16 protein-coding genes and 1 tRNA gene are annotated in these 18315 nt (G+C 65.9%); 6 read left to right on the forward strand and 11 right to left on the reverse strand.

What is annotated here, in order from left to right:
• Positions 1-10: 10 nt before the first annotated feature.
• The gene (clpX, locus tag G404_RS0112520) at positions 11-1264 is read right to left on the reverse strand and encodes an ATP-dependent Clp protease ATP-binding subunit ClpX (protein ID WP_028641390.1); all 1254 of its coding nucleotides are present in this window, start codon (positions 1262-1264) and stop codon (positions 11-13) included.
• A 148-nt stretch (positions 1265-1412) separates the two neighbouring features.
• Positions 1413-2120, reverse strand: a complete 708-nt coding sequence (gene clpP, locus G404_RS0112525) for an ATP-dependent Clp endopeptidase proteolytic subunit ClpP (protein WP_028641391.1) — start codon at positions 2118-2120, stop codon at positions 1413-1415.
• A 168-nt stretch (positions 2121-2288) separates the two neighbouring features.
• On the opposite strand from clpP, the gene G404_RS0112530 reads away from it, so the two are divergent.
• Complete coding sequence (locus G404_RS0112530; RefSeq protein WP_028641392.1) at positions 2289-3764, forward strand: amidase; 1476 nt, start codon at positions 2289-2291, stop codon at positions 3762-3764.
• Here the strand turns inward: G404_RS0112530 and G404_RS19855 are convergent.
• The 4 genes from G404_RS19855 to sppA all read right to left on the reverse strand — a co-directional run bounded on the left by G404_RS19855 (position 3761) and on the right by sppA (position 8287).
• On the reverse strand, positions 3761-4465 hold the full coding sequence (locus G404_RS19855; RefSeq protein ID WP_051280651.1) for a hypothetical protein: 705 nt from the start codon (positions 4463-4465) through the stop codon (positions 3761-3763). The genes G404_RS0112530 and G404_RS19855 overlap by 4 nt on opposite strands.
• Before the next feature lie 148 nt (positions 4466-4613).
• Positions 4614-6161: a trigger factor gene (gene tig, locus G404_RS0112545; RefSeq protein ID WP_028641394.1), complete on the reverse strand. Its 1548-nt coding sequence runs from the start codon at positions 6159-6161 to the stop codon at positions 4614-4616.
• Between the two features lie 85 nt (positions 6162-6246).
• A tRNA-Leu gene (locus G404_RS0112550) sits at positions 6247-6331 on the reverse strand.
• Positions 6332-6391: 60 nt separating this feature from the next.
• Complete coding sequence (gene sppA / locus G404_RS0112555) at positions 6392-8287, reverse strand: signal peptide peptidase SppA (protein ID WP_028641395.1); 1896 nt, start codon at positions 8285-8287, stop codon at positions 6392-6394.
• A 220-nt stretch (positions 8288-8507) separates the two neighbouring features.
• Between sppA and G404_RS0112560 the strand changes: the two genes are divergently transcribed.
• Both G404_RS0112560 and G404_RS0112565 read left to right on the forward strand, forming a co-directional pair.
• The gene (locus G404_RS0112560) at positions 8508-9545 is read left to right on the forward strand and encodes an aspartate carbamoyltransferase catalytic subunit (RefSeq protein WP_028641396.1); all 1038 of its coding nucleotides are present in this window, start codon (positions 8508-8510) and stop codon (positions 9543-9545) included.
• Positions 9542-10777: a dihydroorotase gene (locus tag G404_RS0112565; protein ID WP_028641397.1), complete on the forward strand. Its 1236-nt coding sequence runs from the start codon at positions 9542-9544 to the stop codon at positions 10775-10777. The genes G404_RS0112560 and G404_RS0112565 overlap by 4 nt, the downstream gene beginning before the upstream one ends.
• A gap of 17 nt (positions 10778-10794) precedes the next feature.
• On the opposite strand, the gene G404_RS18995 is transcribed toward G404_RS0112565, so the two are convergent.
• Genes G404_RS18995 through G404_RS0112580 form a run of 3 tightly spaced genes read right to left on the reverse strand, consistent with a single transcriptional unit; the run spans position 10795 to position 13308 of the window.
• Positions 10795-12105, reverse strand: coding sequence for an SPOR domain-containing protein (locus G404_RS18995; protein ID WP_245584519.1), 1311 nt, complete (start codon positions 12103-12105; stop codon positions 10795-10797).
• 50 nt (positions 12106-12155) lie between these two features.
• The gene (locus G404_RS19860; protein WP_051280653.1) at positions 12156-12578 is read right to left on the reverse strand and encodes a hypothetical protein; all 423 of its coding nucleotides are present in this window, start codon (positions 12576-12578) and stop codon (positions 12156-12158) included.
• Positions 12579-12585: 7 nt separating this feature from the next.
• Positions 12586-13308: a ParA family protein gene (locus G404_RS0112580; protein WP_028641398.1), complete on the reverse strand. Its 723-nt coding sequence runs from the start codon at positions 13306-13308 to the stop codon at positions 12586-12588.
• Between the two features lie 230 nt (positions 13309-13538).
• On the opposite strand from G404_RS0112580, the gene G404_RS0112585 reads away from it, so the two are divergent.
• From G404_RS0112585 to G404_RS0112595, 3 genes are all read left to right on the forward strand, one after another.
• A complete protein-coding gene (locus G404_RS0112585) occupies positions 13539-14666 on the forward strand; it encodes an SPOR domain-containing protein (protein WP_245584520.1) in 1128 nt (375 codons plus the stop codon).
• On the forward strand, positions 14650-15903 hold the full coding sequence (locus G404_RS0112590) for a DUF418 domain-containing protein (RefSeq protein WP_245584521.1): 1254 nt from the start codon (positions 14650-14652) through the stop codon (positions 15901-15903). The genes G404_RS0112585 and G404_RS0112590 overlap by 17 nt, the downstream gene beginning before the upstream one ends.
• A gap of 76 nt (positions 15904-15979) precedes the next feature.
• A complete protein-coding gene (locus G404_RS0112595) occupies positions 15980-16675 on the forward strand; it encodes a L,D-transpeptidase family protein (protein ID WP_028641401.1) in 696 nt (231 codons plus the stop codon).
• 39 nt (positions 16676-16714) lie between these two features.
• On the opposite strand, the gene G404_RS0112600 is transcribed toward G404_RS0112595, so the two are convergent.
• On the reverse strand, positions 16715-17509 hold the full coding sequence (locus tag G404_RS0112600) for an SDR family oxidoreductase (protein WP_028641402.1): 795 nt from the start codon (positions 17507-17509) through the stop codon (positions 16715-16717).
• 11 nt (positions 17510-17520) lie between these two features.
• Positions 17521-18303: an SDR family oxidoreductase gene (locus G404_RS0112605; RefSeq protein WP_028641403.1), complete on the reverse strand. Its 783-nt coding sequence runs from the start codon at positions 18301-18303 to the stop codon at positions 17521-17523.
• Positions 18304-18315: the final 12 nt, after the last annotated feature.

The raw sequence follows: 18315 nt of genomic DNA on the forward strand, positions 1-18315 counted from the left end.
CACTACCGGTTCAGGCGGCTTCCTTGCCCTTGTGGACCTGGACCGGTTCCTTGCGGCCTTCGACCACATCGCGGTCGACCACCACCTCGACCACGCCGTCCAGCGTTGGCAGGTCGAACATCGTATCGAGCAGCAGGCTTTCGACAATCGAACGCAGGCCGCGGGCACCGGTCTTGCGCTCGATCGCGCGTTTGGCGATCGCTTCGAGCGCTTCTTCGGTAAAGGTCAGCGCCACGTCTTCCAGCTCGAACAGCTTCTGATACTGCTTGACCAGCGCATTCTTGGGTTCGCGCAGGATCAGCACCAGCGCCTCGATATCGAGGTCGTTGAGCGTGGCGATGACCGGCAGGCGGCCGACGAATTCGGGGATCAGGCCAAATTTGAGCAGATCTTCCGGTTCTGCCTTTTGCAGCAGTTCGCCCACCTTGCGCTTGTCGGGATCGGCGACATGCGCGCCAAACCCGATCGAACGCTTCTGCAGGCGGTCGGAAATGATCCGTTCCAGCCCTGCAAACGCCCCGCCGCAGATGAACAGGATGTTGGTCGTGTCAACCTGCAGGAATTCCTGTTGCGGATGCTTGCGCCCGCCCTGCGGCGGCACGCTGGCGGTGGTGCCTTCCATCAGCTTGAGCAGCGCCTGCTGCACGCCTTCGCCCGATACGTCGCGCGTGATCGACGGGTTTTCGGCCTTGCGGCTGATCTTGTCGATCTCGTCGATATAGACGATGCCGTGCTGCGCCTTTTCGACATTGTAGTCGCTGGCCTGCAACAGCTTGAGAATGATGTTTTCGACATCTTCGCCGACATAGCCGGCCTCGGTCAGCGTGGTCGCATCGGCCATCGTGAACGGCACGTCGAATGTCTTGGCCAGAGTCTGGGCCAGCAGCGTCTTGCCCGACCCGGTGGGCCCGACCAGCAGGATGTTCGACTTCGACAGTTCGACTTCGCCGCCCTTGCCGCTGTGCTTCAGCCGCTTGTAATGGTTGTGCACCGCCACCGACAGCACGCGCTTGGCGCGGTCCTGGCCGATCACATAATCGTTCAGGGTTTCGAAAATGTCGCGCGGCGTGGGCACGCCGCCATCCTTCTTGCCGGCGATGCCGGCCTTGGTTTCTTCACGGATGATGTCGTTGCACAGTTCCACGCATTCATCACAGATGAACACGGTGGGGCCGGCTATCAGCTTGCGCACTTCGTGCTGCGATTTCCCGCAGAAGCTGCAATAGAGCGTGCTCTTGGTATCCGATCCGGAAAGTTTCGTCATTCTTCGATCCCAGGCGCCTCTCCACGAGAGGCGGGTCCGTTTATCCTACTACCCCAAGGGCATTAATCAACCGGACACAAAACAGATTGCAAAGTCCCTGGCAAACGTGGCCCCGGCGTAACGCCAAGGCCCCGTTTGCAAGGGAAAATTACGCGTCAGGCGCAGCGCCTGTACCTTCGACAACGCCGGTCTGATCCGTTGCGGGACGCGACTCGATCACTTTGTCGACCAGCCCGAAGGCCTGCGCCTCGTCGGCTTCAAGGAACGTGTCGCGATCCAGCGCGCGCTCGATTTCCTCAAGCTCGCGGCCGGTGTATTTGACATAAAGGTCGTTCATCCGCTTGCGAATGCGCAGAATTTCGCGCGCCTGGATCTCGATGTCCGACGCCATGCCGCGTGCTCCGCCCGAAGGCTGGTGGATCATGATCCGCGCATTGGGCAACGCCATGCGCTGGCCTGGCTCACCCGCGGCCAGCAAAAAGCTGCCCATCGAACAGGCCTGGCCGATGCAGATCGTCGAAACCTTGGGCCGGATATACTTCATCGTGTCGTGGATCGCCATGCCTGCGGTCACCACGCCACCGGGCGAGTTGATGTACATGGCAATGTCCTTCGACGGATTTTCCGATTCGAGAAACAGCAGCTGGGCAATGATCACCGAGGCCATATGGTCCTCGACTTCACCGGTGACGAAGATGATGCGTTCGCGCAGCAGCCGCGAATAGATGTCGAAGCTGCGTTCGCCCCGGCTCGATTGCTCGACCACGACGGGAATCAGGGCCCCGGTCACGGGATCGTGTGTGAACTTTCCAAGGGCGCCGGAGATTGCGCCGGACGCGCCAAACATGTCGAGCATGGATATCCTCGTTCTTTGATTACCTGGCCTATGTCGCGTGCCACGGCGCGATGTTCAAGGGCATTAACCCGATGCTGCGCACAATTGCGGGGGGTATGCCCCCTTCGCCGCTTGCGATCGGGCGACTTCGTCCGCAAAATCGGACAAAATCACGGGGAACCATGCACGATGAACCGCCAGACCACCACCATGTTGATGGCCGCCGCCGCTTTGGCCGGAACCCCCGCGCGCGCCGACGAATCGGTTGATACCTATCTGGCGCGGATTGCCGCGCTGAACCATGCCGGGCCCCGGCTCAACGCGGTGATCGCGGTCAACCCCCAGGCGCGCGCCGCCGCCGAGGCGGCAAGCGCACTGACCGGACCGCTGGCGGGCAAGCCGATCCTGATCAAGGACAATATCGAAACCGCCGAGCCGATCCCGACGACCGCCGGCAGTCTGGCGCTTGCCGACAATGTTACCGGCCGCGATGCGCCGCTGGTCGCGCGGTTGCGCAGCGCGGGCGTGGTGATCCTGGGCAAGACCAACCTGTCGGAATGGGCCAATATCCGGTCAAGCCATTCGTCGAGCGGGTGGAGCGCCACCGGCGGTCAGACGCGCAATCCCCATGCCACCGACCGATCCCCGTGCGGATCGTCGTCGGGCAGCGGCGCCGCGGTGGCGGCGGGCCTGGCCTGGGCAGCGATCGGCACCGAAACCGATGGCTCGGTCACCTGCCCCGCGTCGATGAACGGCATTGTCGGGTTCAAGCCGACCGTTGGCCTGGTCAGCCGTACCCATGTCGTGCCGATCAGCCACAGCCAGGACACCGCCGGGCCGATGGCGCACAGCGTGCACGATGCTGCGCTGCTGCTGACCGCGATGGCAGGCAGCGATCCGGCCGATCCCGCCACGGCCATGGCCGATCATTACAAGACCGACTATGTCGCAGCCCTGTCGGGCGCCAGCCTGAAAGGCGTGCGGGTCGGCGTGCTGCGCAAGGCGGTGGGCGACAATCCCAAAGTGCGCGCCTTGTTCGACCATGCGCTGGCCGATCTGCGCGCCGCGGGTGCCGAGCCGGTGGAGATCGAATTCGACGCCGACCAGACGATGGGCCGCGATGAACTGACCGTCCTGCTGTACGAATTGCGCGTTGATCTGGGTGGGTATCTGGCGGGGCTGCCGGGCAAGGTTCCGGTACGCAGCCTGGCCGACGTGATCGCGTTCAACCGCGCCCATGCCGACAGCGAACTGCGCTGGTTTGGCCAGGATCTGTTTGAAACCGCCGAGACGCTGACCGATCACGCCGCCTACACCAGGGCGCGCGCCAATTCGCTGCGGCTGGCGGGCAGGGACGGGATCGACCGGCTGCTGGCCGAACATCGCGTCGCCTTTTTGATCGCGCCGACCGCGGCGCCCGCCTGGCCGATCGATCTGGTGACGGGTGATCACGGGATCGAGGTCGGTGCAGGCAACCTGCCCGCCATCGCAGGATACCCCCACCTGACCGTGCCGATGGGGGCGGTCGATGGCCTGCCGGTCGGGCTGTCGATCATCGGCACCGCCTGGGACGATGCGCATGTGCTGGCGGCAGGCGCAGCATACGAACAGGCCCGCACCGCACCCCTGCCTGCGCCAACGCTGGAACCCTGGCGCGCGCGCTAGTTGCGAACCCGTTGCCGGATCGCCTGCAGCGCAGCCAGTTGCGCCTCCAGCGCGCGCATTCGCGCTTCGGCCCGGGCCAGTTTGTCCTTCATGTCATCGGCGCGCCGGCGCGCCGATGACCAGCGCGCCAGGCGGCGCCCGCTGTCGCGCAAGGCAAACGCCAGAACATCGATAAAGCCCTGCCGCCGGGGGACCAGCGCGCGGGCGGATGGCAAGGGCACATCGGGATGGTGTGCAACCTCGGCCGGGGCTGGCCGATCCACCCGCGCCGCCGGCTCCGGCGGCAGGGATAGTGCCTGATGGCACTCAGGCGCGTCCCGGACGGGAATGGTTTCGGCATTGTCCGGGTACGATGGGGGTATGATCTGGTCTGCGCAACGCGCTGCATCGTGCTGGTGGGCGCGGGCCTGCGCTGCGGCGCGGCGCGCGGCTTTGCGTGCGGCCTTTTGGCTTTGCTGCGCGTGCGGCGGTCGGGCAGACCCGGCCGCCGGCTCGATCGGCGCGGGAACCGCGGGCAAGGGCCAGGGGGATGCGATAATCATGGCCCCGCGGTGCGGTGGCACAACCAGATCGGCGGGAAAATTGCGCGGTGGTGCCGCATCGCGCAGCAGGAACGCGACATCGTCGCGCGTGGTGGGCGGGGGCGCCTGTTTGCGGCCGCGGCGCGGGCTTTGGGCCAGGCGATTTCGCACGGTATGCATCGCAAGAGTCCCCTTCAGGTCTCGTTGACGATGCCACTGTCTCATAGCCCGATTCGCAGCGTCCATCCGGATCAACGCTACGTACGAAAACGGGGGCGACCCTTGCGGATCACCCCCGTTTTTCAGTCCGGTCTGCAAAACGCCTGCCTTATTCGGCGGCGGCATCCTTGGCCGCGGGCTTCTTCTTGGGCGCAGCCTTTTTCTTGGGTGCGGGCGCCGCTTCGGCAGCCGGAGCGGCATCTTCGACCGCTTCGGCTGTCGGCGCATCGGCGGCAGGTGCTGCAGCCGCCGCCTTCTTCTTGGGCGCAGCCTTCTTCTTCGGCTCAGCCTTGGCCGGCGCTTCGGCAGCGGCCGGCGCATTGCCGTTTTCGTCGGCTTCGATCGCCGCCTGCAGTTCGTCGCGCGTCACTTCGCGTTCTGAAACTTCGGCCTTGTCGAACAGGAAATCGACAACCTTGTCCTCGTACAGCGGCGCGCGCAGCTGTGCTGCGGCCATCGGTTCGGAGCGGATATATTCGAGGAAACGCTGGCGATCCTGTTCGCGGTACTGCTGCGCCGCCTGGCGGATCAGCATGTCCATTTCCTGATTGGTGATCGCCACGCCATTGGCCTGGCCGATTTCCGACAGCAACAGGCCCAGGCGCACGCGCCGTTCGGCGATGCGACGGTAATCGTCCTTTTCGGCCTCGATTTCCTTCAGCGCGTCTTCCGGGTTTTCTTCGTTCCCGGCTTCCTGCGTCAGCTGCTGCCAGATCTGGTCGAATTCGGCTTCGACCATCGACGGCGGCACTGCGAAATCATGGCCGGCTGCCAGGATGTCCAGCAGTTGACGCTTCATCTGCGTGCGGGTCAGCCCGGCCAGTTCCTGTTCGAGCTGGCCGCGCAGCAGGCCGCGCAGCTGTTCGATGCTTTCCAGACCAAGCTGCTTGGCAAATTCGTCAGTCGCTTCGAATTCGCCGGGCACTTTCACCGCCTTGACGGTGATGTCGAACGTGGCGACCTGGCCCTTGAGGTGGTCGGCGGGATAGTCTTCGGGGAACGTGACGTTGATCGTCTTTTCCTCGCCTGCCTTTACGCCCACCAGCTGTTCTTCAAAGCCGGGGATGAAACGGCCCGCGCCGAGTTCCAGCGGGGCATCTTCGGCGGTACCGCCGTCGAATGCCACGCCGTCAAGCTTGCCCACGAAATCGATCACGATCTGATCGCCGTCGCGCGCCTTGGCGCCCTTCTTGGCGTCGGTGAAGCTTTTCTGGCCTTGCGCAATGCGGGCCACGGCCTCTTCGACTTCGGCATCGCTGACCGGCACAACCAGCTTTTCCAGCGTCAGCCCGTCGGTCGACGGCGCTGCGATCACCGGCAGCACTTCGAGCGAAACGTCAAGCTGCGCGTCCTTGCCTTCGTCATAACCATCGGCCAGCGAAACCGCAGGCTGGGTCGCCGGGCGCAGGCCCTGGTCGGCAACCAGCTTGTCGAGCGCTTCGCGAATCGACGTCTGCAACGCTTCCTGGTGGATCGCCGGACCGTGCAGCTTGCGCACCAGGTTGGCGGGGACTTTGCCGGGGCGGAAGCCGGGCATGCGCACCTGCGGTGCGATCTTCTTGATCTCGCCTTCGATTCGCGCGGCGATGTCCGAAGCCGGAATGGTCACGGAGAAGGCGCGCTTGAGGCCCTCGTTGCTGGTTTCGACGATCTGCATCTCGGTTAGATCCAACTCTCTTGTCGACATCGTTGATACGGGTATTCGTGTCGTGTTCGAAAAAGCGGAGCCGGGCCGACGGCTCTGGTGCGGGCGAAGGGACTCGAACCCCCACATCTTGCGATACTGGAACCTAAATCCAGCGCGTCTACCAGTTCCGCCACGCCCGCGTCCGGCGAAAGGCGAGCGACGCCCCTATAGCAGCCAATCTAAAAGGGCAAGCGGTCGCTTCAGCGCTTTGGATCAAGCAGCCGCGACATCCATTGCGCGCGTTCGGCAGTCACCGCCACGGTATCGCCCGCAGGCGTCGCCAGGCCGGCGCATTCCAGGCAATAGGCCTGCGCCCCGTGGCCACCCAGCAGCCGCCCCAGGTCCGCAGCAAGCTGCCCGGCCAGCGCCGACTGCGCCAGCGAAACCCGGCCAAACAGGTCGTGCGCGCTGTCGTCATGGGTGTCGCCTTCGCTGTCGTCATCGAACACCTGTTGCAGAAAGCCGGCAAACCCGTCGGCCACATCGCCCAGATAGACCGGGTGATACTTGCCCGCGCCCAGCCGATGCCCCACCCAGGCCAGCGCCTGATCCATATCGCCGAATTCGTCGACCAGCCCGATCTGGCGCGCGGTGCCGCCATCCCAGATCCGCCCTTGCGCGATCTTGTCGATCGCCTCGGGGCTTTGATGCCGCGATGCCGCGACCAACCCGACAAACCGGCGATAGCCCATGTCGATATCCGCCTGCAGCACGCCCTCCATCGCCGGGCTGAGGCCGCCCAGCACGTCGGGCTGGCCCGACAAGGGGGTGGTGCGCACGCCATCGGTGCCGATGCCGTATTTGCCCAGCGTGTCTTCAAAGGTGGGGATCACGGCAAAAATGCCGATCGATCCGGTGATCGTGTTGGGTTCGGCAAAGATCCGGTCGGCGGGCGTCGACACCCAGTAACCGCCGCTGGCCGCAAGCCCGCCCATCGACACCGCGACCGGCGCGCCCTTTGCCTTGAACCGGGCAATCGCGCTGCGGATGCGTTCCGATGCCAGGACCGAACCGCCCGGCGAATCGACCCGCACCACCATCCCGGCATAGTCGCCGCTGGTCGTCGCCTTGTCGATCAGGGCCGCGATGCGATCGCCGCCGGCGGTGCCGGGCCCGGCGTCGCCATCGACGATATCGCCCGCAACGGTCACAACCGCGATCGCCTTGCCTTTGTCATTGGCCGGCAGGCGCGCCAGATACGTGGCATAGCGCGTGGCCTTGTAGGCCAGGGCGCCGGGCGCCTTGTCGCTGCCGACAAGTTCGGCAACCCTTTTGCCAAAGGCCGCCTTGTCGCCGATCTTGTCGGCAAGGCCGGCAGCCAGCGCAGCCTTGGCCGCGTCGCCGCCCGACGCATTCAGCCATTTGACCGGATCGGTCGTTACCAGCGACAGATCGGCATGGGGGCGCACCGCCTTCACTTCGTCCAGCCAATGGTGCCACAAGGCGCCGTAAACCTGATTTTCCGCCTCTTTCGCCTCGGGCGAAAGATTGCTGCGCACAAACGGTTCGACAGCGCTTTTGTAGGTGCCCACCTTGAACACGTGCGCCTTGACCTTCAGGCGATCGAGCAAGTCGTGATAGAACAGCATCGTTCCGCCCGGCCCGCGCACCATGACCCCGCCCAGCGGATCGACCCAGACTTCGCTGGCATGCGCCGCCAGCTGATACGCGCCATCTTCGTACAACACGGCACGCACCAGCACGGGTTTTCCGGCATGGCGCACTTTGTCGATCGCCGTTCCGATGCGCGACAGCGTGACCCGGCTGGCCCCGCCGAAATCTTCCAGATCAAGCGTGACAGCGTGGACACGGCTGTCGTTTGCAGCCGCCTCGATCACGCGCACCACATCGCGCGCCAGGTATTGCCGATGCGGCTTGCCGCCGCCCAGCAGCAGCGCGCGTGCCTCGACCTTGCTGCGTTCCTCGACCACCGGGCCGTCGAGCGTGATCGCCAGCGCGCCGTCCTGTACGCGCGCCTCGGTCGGCCGGTTGGACAGGGCCAGCGACAACCCGCCGAAAAACAGCAGGAGAAGGAGGAGCACGAGCCCGTCCTTGATGGCGACGAGGATGCTCCAGACAGCGCGTGCAAATTTCATGGGGGATATCTAAGTGCCATTCGCGCATTGCGCCAGTCGAAACACTTGGCAGATGGTGCAAGGGTGCTTTACGCGGGCGGTCACTTTCGTGAACGCAGACCACCCGCCCCGCCTTGCCACCCGGCCACCCATGGTACCATCCTGCTGCGATGGACGGATGGCAAGGCGGGGCGGGTGGTCTGAGCCGCGCCCTCGCGGCATGCAAAAGGTCTCGACTTCGATGCAGCCATCGAACACCACGCCCGTTTCGCAAGGTCGCGAATACCCCGCAGGCGGGCTTGCCTTTCCGCATCGCGATCTGACCGGGATCGGGCAACTGGCCCGGCATGAAATCCTTTATCTGCTCGACGAAGCCGAACAGTGGTTCGCGCTCAACCGCCAGTCGCAAAAACGCGCCGGGCTGTTGTCGGGCCTGACCATCATCAACGCCTTTTTCGAAAATTCGACGCGCACGCTGCTGTCGTTCGAAATCGCCGGCAAACGGCTGGGTGCCGATGTGGTCAACATGCATGCCGCCACCTCGAGCGTGAAGAAGGGTGAAACGCTGATCGACACCGCGATCACGCTCAATGCCATGCGCGCCGATGCCATCGTCATCCGCCATGCCAGTTCGGGCGCGGTGCGGCTGATCGCGGGCAAAGTCGATTGCCCGGTGCTCAATGCCGGCGACGGGCAGCACGAACACCCCACGCAAGGCCTGCTGGATGCCTTGTCCATCCGCCATGCGCTGCACTTGCCCCCGGGCAGCGACCTCAACGGGCTGAACGTCACGATCTGCGGCGATATCCTGCACAGCCGTGTGGCGCGATCGAACATCCTGTCGCTGACGGCACTGGGTGCAAATGTGCGCGTCTGTGCCCCGCCCGCGCTGATGCCGGCCGAGATCGAGGCGATGGGGGTCAGCGTGTTCCACGATTTTGACGCTGCTCTCAAAGGGGCGAACGTGGTCATGATGCTGCGGCTGCAGCAGGAACGGATGCAGGGCCAGTTCATCCCGTCCCCGCGCGAATACCGCCATCTTTATGGCCTGACGCTCGACCGATTGGCGCGGGCCGAGCCCGATGCGCTGGTGATGCACCCCGGCCCGATGAACCGCGGCATCGAAATCGACAGCCAGGTCGCCGATCATCCCGCGCGCAGCCTGATCACGCACCAGGTCGAATGCGGGGTGGCGATCCGCATGGCCTGCCTTGACGTGCTGACCCGCCGCACCCGCGGCGTGCCCGGCTGGGCCGCACTGACCGGAGAAGCGGCATGATCCCCCGGCCCGTTACCATCACCGGCGGCCGGCTGGTCGTGCCGCACGGCGCACCGCAACCCGGCGCGATCCGCCTGGTCGAGGGGCGGATCGCGGCCCTGGGCAATGTGTCACCCGAACCCGACGACTGTGTCATCGATGCTGCCGGGCACTTGATCGCGCCGGGCCTGGTTGATCTGGGCGTGTTCGCGGTGGACAAGCCGGCGTTCCATTTCGGCGGGATTACCCGTGCCGCGCTGATGCCCGACCAGGGTCCGCCGCTGGATCACCCGGCGCGGGTGCGCTTTGCCGCGTTGTCGGGAAAGCCCGATATGTGGATCCACCCGCTGGCCGCTGCGACGCGCGGGCTGGAGGGCGTGGAACTGGCCGAACTGGCGCTGATGCGCGATGCCGGCGCGCGCGCGGTCGCCACCGGGCGGCGCTGGATCGATGATTCGGGCGTGATGCTGCGCCTGCTGTCGTATTGCGCGATGCTCGGCCTGGTCGTGGTGACCCATGCCGAAGATGCCGGGGTGGCCGGTACGGCGGTGGCAACCGCGGGTGAAATGGCCACGCGTCTGGGCCTGCCCAGCGCGCCTGCCGCGGCAGAGGCGCTGGCCGTGGCCCGCGATATCGCCCTGGCCGAATTGAGCGGCGCGCAGCTGCATTTTCGCCAGGTGACCACCGCGCGCGCGCTCGACCTCGTTCGTGCCGCCAAAGCGCGCGGCATTCGCGTAACCGCCGGGGTAACGCCTGCGCATTTCATGCTGTCCGACCTGGAACTGGCCAATTTCCGCACGTTCAGCCGCATGTCACCGCCGTTGCGGCAGGATGCCGATCGCCGTGCCGTGGTTGATGCCATCGCCGACGGCACGATCGATGTGATCGCATCGGGCCATGACCCGCGCGGCCCCGAAGACAAGCGCTTGCCCTTTGCCGACGCCGAGCCGGGCATGGCCGGGGCCGAAACGCTGCTGCCGCTGACGCTGACGCTGGTGCGCGATGGCCGCATTGACCTGGCGCGCGCGTTCGATCTGGTGGCAGGCGCGCCGGCGCGGCTGTTGCGGGTGGATGCAGGCGTGCTGCGCATCGGCGCAGAAGCCGACATTGCCGTGGTCGATCCGCACCGCCCCTGGGTGGTGTCTTCGGACAAGATGGCCGCCAGCGCGGGCAACACGCCGTTTGATCGCCGCCCGGTCGAAGGCCGTGTAACCGCCCTGTTCAAGGGCGGTATGCAGATCGGTCAGAAATAGCGCGAAAACGGTCCGGCCTATTTCCGGGTCGCGTTGGGTTTTGCCGGGTGTGCCGGTGCCGGATGTGCGGCAGCCGGCTGCGCGGCCGGTTGCGGGGTCCCACGCGCCGAGGCCATCTGCACGGTGTTGACGCGCGCAGCAGCGTTGGCGGCCAGGACCATGCAGGCGTCGCCATGCGCGCGCACGGACCCGCACAGGTTTGCGGCAGAGGCCTGACCCGCAAAACCTGCCGCCTGCAAGCGCCAGAAGTCGCGCCCGTTCACTTTGACCTGCGTGATCATGTTGGGGTGGCCTTGCAGCCGTGCATCGCGCGCAAGGAAATGGCGCCAGGCGCGCCGCGCCGATTCCTCGCTGTTGAACGCGCCCAACTGGACAAGGTGCGTGCCGGGGCCGCGCGCCGGCTCGGCCCGGTGGGCCATGGCCGGGCGGACCGGCACAGGGCGGGCAACCGCGCCCAGCGCGACCGGAATCGGCTGCACCACGGGGTGCGAAACCATCGTCGGCGCCGCTGCCGGGGGCAGATCGATGCGTGCCAGTGCGCCCGATTCGAGCGGCGCCTGTGTCGGGGGCAATTCGCCTGCGGGCGCTGCGGCCATCGCCTTGGGCTCGGGTGCGGCCTTGTCGGGCGCAGCGCCCGGAAAATGTGCCAGCGCCAGCGCGTCGGGGCGGCCTTGATCGTTGACCAGCGGTGCGCCTACCAGACTGGCGATACGGCGACGGCCATCTTCGGGCCGGGCCATCGCGGCCCAGCTTTGCACGCGGGCATCGACCTGGTCGGCAGGAACATCCTGCCCGGCCATGATCCGTGCCTCGTTCCACATGCCCGACAGGGCATAGGCCAGCGCCAGATTCTGCCGGACTTTGGGCGCATTCTGGCCCTGGCGGATGGCGTTGGTCAGCACGGTCACACCGCGTTCGTTCTGCCCGGCCATGACCAGCGCCAGGCCAAGATCGGCTGCGGGCAGCACATCGCCATAGGTGTTGATCGTGTCGAGTGCGGCCGAGTTGCGGCCCATCGCCAGATCGCACAGCACCAGCCCAAGCGCGGCGCGGCTGCTGTCATCGCCCAGTTCGATGGCATCGGCAAATGACACGCGCGCCGATTCGAAACGGCCGCTGCGCAAATAGGCATTGGCCAGCAGGACGCGCAATGTCGGGTTGCGGCCATCGGCCAGCACAGCCTGTTCGGCCAGGGCGACCGCCCGTGGGGTTGCGCCCTGGTTCAGCGCATCGCGCGCCTGCTGCGCCATCTTTTCCGGATGCGGCGCATTGCTGGAACAGCCGCCCAGCAACGCCATACCGGCAATGCCGGCAGCGAGCAGGGCCATGCGCCGGGGCCTTGCCGTGCATCGGTCGGAGACAGTGCGAAAGGGATCGGTCATGGCTGGTTTCCGGTCGGTGTTGTGCGATGCGACGCAATGATCGCAGGGGATGAAGCGGCAGCGGCGCGGCCGCAGTAGAGGTCGAGCGCGTCGGTCAGCACGAGCTGCGCACTGCGCCCTTCTGCGGCGACGACCTGGCGCAGCCGGGCGTGACGCACCGGATCGATGCGCAAGGTAAAGGCGATGCGGCGCGCCGGTTCACCGGGCTCGGCCACCGCCGGCGCGGGGCCATCCAGACCCAGCGCAGCGGCCAGACGTTCGACCTGGCGAATGACTTCGGGCACTTCGGCCGGTCCGCCGGCTTCGGGCGCGCCGGCTTCGGGCGCGCCGAACGACAGCGGCACGCGCCGCGCCAGGCCGCGACGGCCCAGCATGGCGGCGTCGAGCGATGCCAATGGCTTGATCCCCCCGGCGTTCATGGCGGGCTCAGGACCCGATCACACGGCGGCCAAAGCCACCGCTGACCGGGCGCGCCATTGCGCCGGATGCTGTCGGCGCCTGCGGCACCGCGAACACGGTGCGCCGGAAATTTTTTTCAAGCCGTTCGGACACATATGTCCACAAGGCGCCGACTTCGGCCGCCGAACGGCCGCTCGGGTCGACTTCCATCACGGTGCGGCCATCGATCATCGATGCGGCAAAATCGGTGCGCTGATGCAGCACCACGGGCGCAACCGTGCCGTGCTGGCTTAACGCGACAGCGGCTTCGGACGTGATGCGCGCGTTGGGTGTGGCCGCGTTGACCACGAAAATCAGCGGTTTGCCGGCGCGTTCGCACAATTCGACCGTGGCACCCACTGCGCGCAGATCATGCGGGCTGGGCCTGGTCGGAACAACGATCAGTTCGGCCACCTGGATCACCGACTGGATCGCCATCGTGATCGCAGGCGGGGTGTCGATCACTGCCAGCTTGAAGCCCTGCTGGCGCAGCATGATCAGGTCCGACGCCAGCCGGGCGACGCTGGTCTGGGCCAACGCGGGATAGTCGGCTTCGCGTTCATTCCACCATTCGGTGGTCGAACCTTGTGGATCGATGTCGATCAGCACGACCGGCCCTGCGCCCGCGCGCTGCGCCTGGACGGCAAGATGCCCCGACAAGGTCGTCTTGCCGGATCCCCCTTTTTGCGATGCCAGAGCCAGTACGCGCAACGCTGTTCCCCGTGATACCCAGTTTCGGTCCAGCTGCGATCAATTCCATATCTCCCTCAAATTTTGGTTAAGATCGGTACAGATTGGCCGATTGGGCGCCATTTCGGGCCGTTTTCGCCTGGCAAGAGCCGGTTCGGAGCGAATTTGCGCCTCGTGCGGCGATCACAGTGTTTTAAGTATCATTACTTATTGCTCGGATTCGTTTACCAAGCGGATGCGAAAGCAGGGGCATGATCACGATGGTTCGCAAGACTGCATTCCCGAACGGCGCAACGCGTTGGCCTGTGGCATTTTGTGCCGGTCTTGCGATGTTGTGCGCCACGGCGCTGCCGGCACGTGCCGATGTCAAGGATGGGGTCGATGCCTGGTCGCGCGGCGATTACGATGCCGCGGTCGCCCAATGGCAGGGGCCAGCCGCCAAAGGCGATGCCGATGCCATGTTCAACATGGGCCAGGCGTACAAGCTGGGCCGGGGCGTGCCCAAGGACCTGGCCAAGGCCGAGGGGCTTTACGCCCGTGCCGCGCAAAAGGGCCATATCCGTGCGGCCGACAACTATGGCATCCTGCTGTTCCAGACCGGCCGCCAGGCAGAGGCTTTGCCCTGGTTGAATGCGTCGTCGGACCGGGGTGAGCCGCGCGCAATGTATATCCTGGGTATCGCTGCCTATAACGGTGATTACGCGCCCAAGGACATGGTGCGCGCCTATGCGCTGATGACCCGCTCGGCGCAGACCGGGCTGCAGCAGGCGATCACCAGCCTGGCCGCGATGAACGAGGCAATCCCCCTCGACCAACGCCAGCAGGCTGTCGCCCTGGCCGGAGAGATGGACCGCAAGGCCGCCGCAGCGCGTGCCAGCGAAATGGGATCGGCCGATCTTGGCGGGGCAAAACCGCCCGCGCTGTCATCCGCGGCCCCGCCTGCCGCCATGCAACGCGTCGATCTGCCGCCTGCGCAAGTGGCGATGCCCATGCCTGTGCATGTGCCTGCGCCTGCGTCCACGCCTGTGCCAGGACCGGCCTCGGCCGGGGCGGATTACGCCCGGCCCGCGCCGGTGCGCATGGCTGCGGCAAAACCGCCGGTGGCGATTGCCGCGCCGCGCCCACCGCATTCTGCGCCGGCGGCCAGCACCGAATCGGGCGGCTGGCGCGTGCAACTGGGCGCGTTCGGACAGAAGGCCAATGCAGATGCGCTGTGGGCCAAACTGCGCGGGCGCCCCGAAATCGCCGGGCATGTCCGGATCGACCAGGGTACCGGCGTTGCGCGCCTGATGGCGGGTGGCTATGCGCAGGGTGAAGCGCAACGGGCCTGTGCCGCGCTGAAATCTGCGGGCTTTACCTGTATTGTCACCAACCACTGATCACGCTGCCATTGCCGACCCGGTCCCAGCCCGCATCGCCGGGCTGGATTTTGTGCGCGCGGTCGCGCTGCTGGGTATCCTGACGATCAATGTGACAGGGTTCTGGGGTCCGGCGATGGCCACATTCAGCCCGCATCTGCCCCGCGCAGAACCGGGCGGCGACTTGTGGTTCCTGATCGCCTTTGTCCTGTTCGAGGGCAAGATGCGCGCGCTATTCACCCTGCTGTTCGGCGCCAGCCTGCTGCTGTTTGTCGACGCAGCCGACCGGCGCGGGCATTGGGGCCCTGGGATACAGGCGCGGCGCCTGATCTGGCTGGCGGTGTTCGGCTATGCCCATTATCTGCTGTTCTGGTGGGGCGACATCCTGTTTCCTTATGCGCTGTGCGGGCTTGGCGCGCTGCTGCTGTGCCGTTTGCCGGCCATGCCGCTGCTGATCGGCGGGCTGGCGCTGTTTGTGGTCAGCCACGGGCTCGATGCGATCGGGGTGATCCAGGGCATATGCGCCGAACAGGCGGTGCTGGCAGGCCACGGCCTGGCTGCCGATCGCACCGACGAGGCATCGATGATGGTGCGGATTGCCGACTCGATCGCCGAAGACCGGCACATCCTGGCCGCATCGTTCGGTGCGGCGCTTCGCCTGCGGCTTGAAACCGCCCCGTGGCGGCCGTTTCAGACCATGGCATCGATCTTTACCGAGACCATGCCGCTGATGCTGATCGGCATGGCGCTGCATCGCACCGGACTGTGGCGCGGGGCGTGGAGCCGCAGGACCTTGTGGCAGATCGCCGGCTGGGGCATCGGACTTGGCGGGTCGATCACCATGGGGCTGGCCTGGTGGATCGATGCGCACGGATTTCCCCCGCGCGCGATGTTCGGGGTGATCGAAAATCTGACCGCGCTGCCGCATCTGGCGATGGCGCTGGGCTATGCCGCGGCGCTGATGCTGGCCTGGCCGCACCTGGCGACAACGGCGGCCGGCCGGACCATGGCGGCCACCGGGCGCACAGCCTTTACCAATTATCTTGGCACCACCATGCTGATGACCGCGCTGTTTTCGGGTTGGGGGCTGGGCCTTGGCACGTGGACGGGGCGCGGCTGGGTGCCGCTGTTCATCCCGCTGGGCTGGGCGGCGATGCTGGCCTGGCCCGGCTGGTGGCTGGCACGCCATCGCCAGGGCCCGTTCGAGGCGGTCTGGCGGCGGTTGACCTGGCTTGGCGTGGCGCCAAGCAAATCTTAACCATGCCGATCAACCGATCTGCACCCCGGTTCGGGCTATGCGGGTCTGGTCGCGTGTGACGAAAGGACCAAAGGCAATGGCCGCTGTGCCGCCGGGATGGCGCAAATGGACCAGGCGCCGCCTGCCGCTGGTGGCCGCCGGCGTGGTGGTTGCGGGTCTGTTGGCGCTGCTGTTGTTGCACATGGTCATGGATCTGGCGCTGGCGGTGTTTGACCAGCCATCGCCCCCCCCTGCACCGGCGATGGCCAGCGTGGCGCCGCCTGCAAAGGCGGCCGCGCCTGCCGCGCCGCGCGCCGATGGCCCGTTCGTGGTCCGTTCGATCCTGTCGATTCCCGGCCCGATCAAATTCGGGCAGTTTTATTGGGACGAGACCAGGGGTGAACCCGGCCCGGTCGTGATCACGGTGGATCTGACCGCGCGGGTGCTGTCGGTGTTCGAAAACGGCCACGAGGTGGGTGCTGCCGCGATTCTCAAGGGCTATGGCGACAAGCCCACGCCTCTTGGCGTGTTCCCGATCACCCAAAAGGATGCCAGGCACGTGTCCAGCATCTATGATGCGCCGATGCCGTGGATGTTGCGCCTGACCAACGACGGCGTGTCGATCCATGGCAGCAAAGTCCAGGCGGGCTATGCCACCAATGGCTGTATCGGCGTACCCGATGCCTTTGCCGCCAAGCTGTTCGGCGTGGCGCATCTGGGTGACCGGGTGATCATCACCGATGGCAAACAGCTGAAGCTGGGCGATCCGATCGTGACACCTGCCAAAGGCTGACGCTGCAGCCTTTTCCCGGCTGGATGCGCTGCAGGACGGTTATGCCAGCCCCCTGTCCACGTTCATGCGCGATGCATCGCCGATCTGGCTTCCCCCATCGACATCGAGGATCGTGCCCGTGATATAGGCCGCAGCCTGGCTCGACAGGAACACCGCTGCTTCGGCGATTTCGGCGCATGTGCCCCAGCGTTTCATCGCGATACGGTCATAATGCGCCTGGCGCGTCGCTGGGTCGGGCGCCAGCCGCACCATCCCCTCGGTGTCGGCGATCGGCCCCGGCGAAATGCCGTTGACCCGCACCAGCGGACCCCATTCCAGCGCAAGCACCCGCACCAGCTGGTTGATGCCGGCCTTGGCCGCGCAGGCATGGGCCTGCATCGCCATGGCATTGACCGCCTGGCCTGCGGTGATCGCAATCAACGAAGCGCGATCGGCCAGCAGATCGTGACAGCCGCGAAACACGTTGAAGGTGCCGACCAGATCGATATCCACCACCGCCTTGAACGCATTGGCCGACATGCCGAGCACCGGTGCCAGGAAATTGCCGGCAGCCCCCGACACCACGATATCGAACGCGCCCAGTTCACCCCGCACTTCGTCCATGGCGCCGCGAATTGCGCCGAAATCGCGCACATCGGCGGTCCGCCAGATCGCGCCATGGCCGATCTGTGCGGCAGCGGCGGCCGCTTTTTCGGGATTGCGGCCCAGCACGGCCACCGTGGCGCCCAGTTCGGCAAAGCGTTTGGCAATACCCAGATTGATGCCGCTGGTGCCGCCGGCAATGAACGCGACTTTGCCGGCCAGAAGATTGTCGCGAAACGGGGACTGTTCCATTGGTGTACCTTTCAGCGCGGGGCCATGCGGATACCGCCGTCGAGCCGGATCGCCTGCCCGTTGAAATAGGCATTGCGCACCAGTTCCAGCGCCAGACTGGCATATTCGTCGGGTCGACCCAACCGTTTGGGAAAGGGGACCGAGGCATTCAGCCCGTCGAGCACCTTTTGCGGCAGGCGGCCCAGCAGCGGAGTGCCGAAAATGCCCGGCATGATCGCGTTCACGCGAATCCCGAAATCCATCAGATCGCGCGCCATCGGCAGCACCAGGCCATTCACCCCTGCCTTCAGCGAACCATAGGCAACCTGGCCGATCTGGGCGTCCTGCGCGGCGACCGAGGCGGTCAGCACGATCGTGCCGCGTTCGCCGTCATCCAGCGGATCGGTCGCGGCCATGCCAAGCGCGGACAACGACGCCACGCGATAGCTGGCGATCAGGATGCCCTGCGCGGCAAATTCGTAATCCTGCGTCGACAGCCGGGTCAATTCGCCGGTTTCGCGGTTTCGACCCACGGTCTTGCCCTTGCGATTGGCCATCGCGCAGTGGACCAGCACGCGTTCCTGGCCATGCGCGGCGCGCGCCGCGGCAAAGCCGTCGACCACCGACTGTTCGCTCATGATATCGACATGGACAAACTGCCCGCCGATCGCGGTGGCGACCTCGGTGCCCAGGTCGTCGTTGATATCGAATATCGTCACGCGTGCCCCGGCTGCCGCCAGCGCCTCGGCCGTGGCACGTCCCAGACCCGAGGCGCCGCCGGTGACCACTGCGGCGATGGTTGAATCGATCTGCATCCCATCTCTCCC

Source organism: Novosphingobium acidiphilum DSM 19966 (assembly GCF_000429005.1).
Lineage (GTDB): Bacteria > Pseudomonadota > Alphaproteobacteria > Sphingomonadales > Sphingomonadaceae > Novosphingobium > Novosphingobium acidiphilum.